Here is a 3105-nt window from a genome sequence, read left to right on the forward strand (position 1 = left end):
GGACTAAATTATAAACTAATAGAGGCGCTTTTGTTAGACATAGATTGTCTCCTCGACTTAATAACCTTTTCTTGATATGAAGATTTAATCTAAATCTGTGCTCAACTGTATTCTTCTTGGTGTTCCTAAGTCATAATCGTGCGCATGTTCAGGATCACCAATTTTTTCGTCTAATTGAACACTTCTTGGTAATCGGTTTTCTGTAGCTTTATCACCAATTAAAGGGCTAGGAGACATGCAGGGATCAATAATAGACCACTCATCTCTTTTAGACGCAAAATATTTAAAAGCTTCTGAAGTTTCTGTATTAATTAATGCTTTTTCTATAACTGGAACAGGCTTGCTATTACGAATTTCCATATGAATTAATTCAGTTAAAGGCAATCCGATTGGGTCTCCACCACTAGCTAGATTACTGATAGTTGCCATATATCCGGTATAACCATTTAAAAGCAAAGATCCTGTAGTTAGCCCTAGATTATAGGTATAAGATGAATCAAAGTTTGATGGATCAGCACATCTGCCTTCATAACCACCAAATGCTTCTCTAGATACAAATTTAAAGTTTTTTATAAATTCATCTTGTTCTTCAGCGCTGATATTTAATTGCCCTTCTGCAGTTCCAAAGTATTTGCTAGGGTTTGTTTTAATCATTTCTAATGCTTGCTTAGTGGTGCTGATAATTAATGTTTCAGTTGGGATTGTTGAGACTTGTAAATTGCCATGAGGATCTTTCTCGTTAAATAAAGAAGAAACAACTTGGGGGGGGAAAGAGTTTATTAACTTGAGTTGATTTGGATTAAGTCTATCTTTGACAAATTGGATTTGTTGTTCTTCAGGCAGAAGATTGACTTTAATTGAGTTAGCTAAAAGTATTTTACTAATGCTTTCTATTAAAGATTTTATTTCAGGAATAAATTCAATAAGCCCTTCTGGCAACAAGACAACTCCGTGGTTCAGACGTTCTTTTGATCTTAAAACAATGGTTCGCGCAATCATTAACCCAATATCAGAGAGACTCATATTTTTAGCTTGTATTTCTTCTCCGATAAGCGTGACTGCTGGATGTGTTTTTAGAGCAACTTCCAGAGTTATATGGCTTGCGCTTCTTCCCATAAGTTTTACAAAATGATACATTTGGTCTGTAGAGTTAGCATCACTTTGAATACCTGCAACTTTTAACGTGTATATCATTGTTGCAGTATGAAAACCAAAGGAAATTGGTAAAACAGAACTAGAGCCTGGTAAAATAGGACCAAAACGTAGGTCTCCATCAATAGTTTTGGGAACTCCAATTATTTGGCAGCTCTTTTTAAGTAGCCCCGATTGTTTCCATAAGATGGCTTTTTCTGCAAGAATAGCTGCGTTAGTATTGGAATCGTCGCCGCCAATAATGATTATGCCATCAAGGGCATTTTTGTTAATAACATCAAGTACCCTTTGAAATTGTTCATCTGTTTTAATTTTGGTTCTGTCTGTTTGTAAAAGGTTGAAGCCACCTTTATTAAGGAAAGATTCAATAAGTTGATCTGAAAGTTCAAAAAGATTACCTTTGATTAATCCACCTGGACCTTTTAAAACCCCAAACAGAGTATTGTTTGGACCAAGGGCCTTTTTGATTCCGTTAACTACATTGTGTCCTCCAGGAGCTGGTCCACCAGAGAAAAGAACGGCGTACCTTTTACCAGAAGGAATTGTAGTTAGTTTATCACCTACTGTTAAAATTCCAGTATTTTTTTTTGTTAAATTTGGAAATAAACTAGCAACTTCGGAAAAGGTTTGTGAGTTTATTACAGTGGTGTTTCTGGAAAAATTGATAGGAACGATGTTTCCATTTACATCAATGAATTGTCGACATACAGCAACTGGGAATGTTTTTAAATTTAATCCATGTGTACTATCAGAACTTAGCATAATTCGTAAGTGTCCTAAATGCCAATCAACATCAGTTTTTGTTATTTTTGAACTTACTATTTTAGTTTGCATTTTATTCCTTTGTTCGTTTATGTAAATCGTTGTTTCAATGTCGCAGTAGATTATCGTAAGATGTTTTAACATATTTCATAATTTTCTTATTAAGATTTTCTGTTTAATTTGTTTCGATTATTCCTGAGTTAAGAGCACTGAGCCCTCTTGTGATTATTTAACGTATATTTTCGCCCGTAAATCTAAAAAGATAAATGAAGCTATACTCCTGTCCGAAGTTTCTGTAAAATGGTTAGCAATACGATAAAAAAGGGAAAGGTTAAATGTTTAAATTATTCAAAACATTAGACGCCAGTAAAACGACGAACAAACTGTTTTTCGTTGGACTAGGCAATCCTGGCTCGGAATATGCTAAAACGAGACATAATGTAGGATATATGGCCTTAGATAGACTGATTGAGCATTGGGGGGCAGTTGAGAAGGGTTCAAAAAAAGGAACTTATCAATCTTATGAGACTTTTGTTGGTGGCAGGAAGTTATATTTTATCAAACCACTTACTTATATGAATCTTAGTGGTAAGGCGGTGCAGGCGGTATGTTCTTTGTATAAATGTCAGCCAACGGATTTTATCGTTATTTATGATGATATCGCACTGCCTTTTGCGAAACTCAGAATTCGCAAACAAGGTTCAGCGGGTGGGCATAATGGTATTAAGTCTATCATTGAAGCAATTGGCCAGAATTTTTCTAGAATTAAAATAGGAATTGGCGATGAGCGTGAAGGTAAAGATTTGAGTGGTCATGTGTTAAGTAAGTTTAGTAAGGAAGAAGTACTTGAGTTAGAGAAAGTACTGGATAAGTTTCCTGAGATAGCTCAAAGCATTTTAGATAATGAAATGGATAAAACGAGTAGTTCCTTTCAATAATCGAGTAGATTCTTGTTTAGTAACATTATAAATACCTAGTAATATAGGGATTTAGTGGCTTACTTTCCCCAAGTGTAGCTGAAAGAATAGACGATTTGGTCATCAATGGAATAGGGAACTTCAACAGCATAACGAAGAGAACCAAGATTTTTTTTGCCCAGACTTATTGGAAAATCAAATCCAAGAGCATATCCTGTTTTGCTTGCTCCACAATTAAGCATAATACTATCATTTACCATGATAGAAATACCGG

3 protein-coding genes are annotated in these 3105 nt (G+C 34.9%); 1 reads left to right on the plus strand and 2 read right to left on the minus strand.

Features of this window, described 5'->3' with window-relative positions; genetic code table 11:
• Positions 1-84: 84 nt before the first annotated feature.
• On the minus strand, positions 85-2058 hold the full coding sequence (locus PHF25_09315) for a diphosphate--fructose-6-phosphate 1-phosphotransferase (protein ID MDD4528205.1): 1974 nt from the start codon (positions 2056-2058) through the stop codon (positions 85-87).
• A gap of 191 nt (positions 2059-2249) precedes the next feature.
• Here PHF25_09315 and pth point away from each other — a divergent pair, with 191 nt between their 5' ends.
• Positions 2250-2852: an aminoacyl-tRNA hydrolase gene (pth, locus tag PHF25_09320; GenBank protein MDD4528206.1), complete on the plus strand. Its 603-nt coding sequence runs from the start codon at positions 2250-2252 to the stop codon at positions 2850-2852.
• Between the two features lie 59 nt (positions 2853-2911).
• Here the strand turns inward: pth and PHF25_09325 are convergent.
• Positions 2912-3105, minus strand: a 194-nt coding sequence (locus PHF25_09325) for a hypothetical protein (protein ID MDD4528207.1), incomplete at its 5' end; no start/stop codon positions are given.

This window comes from Candidatus Margulisiibacteriota bacterium (assembly GCA_028706105.1).
In the GTDB taxonomy this organism is placed as follows: Bacteria; Margulisbacteria; Riflemargulisbacteria; order GWF2-35-9; family DYQY01; genus DYQY01.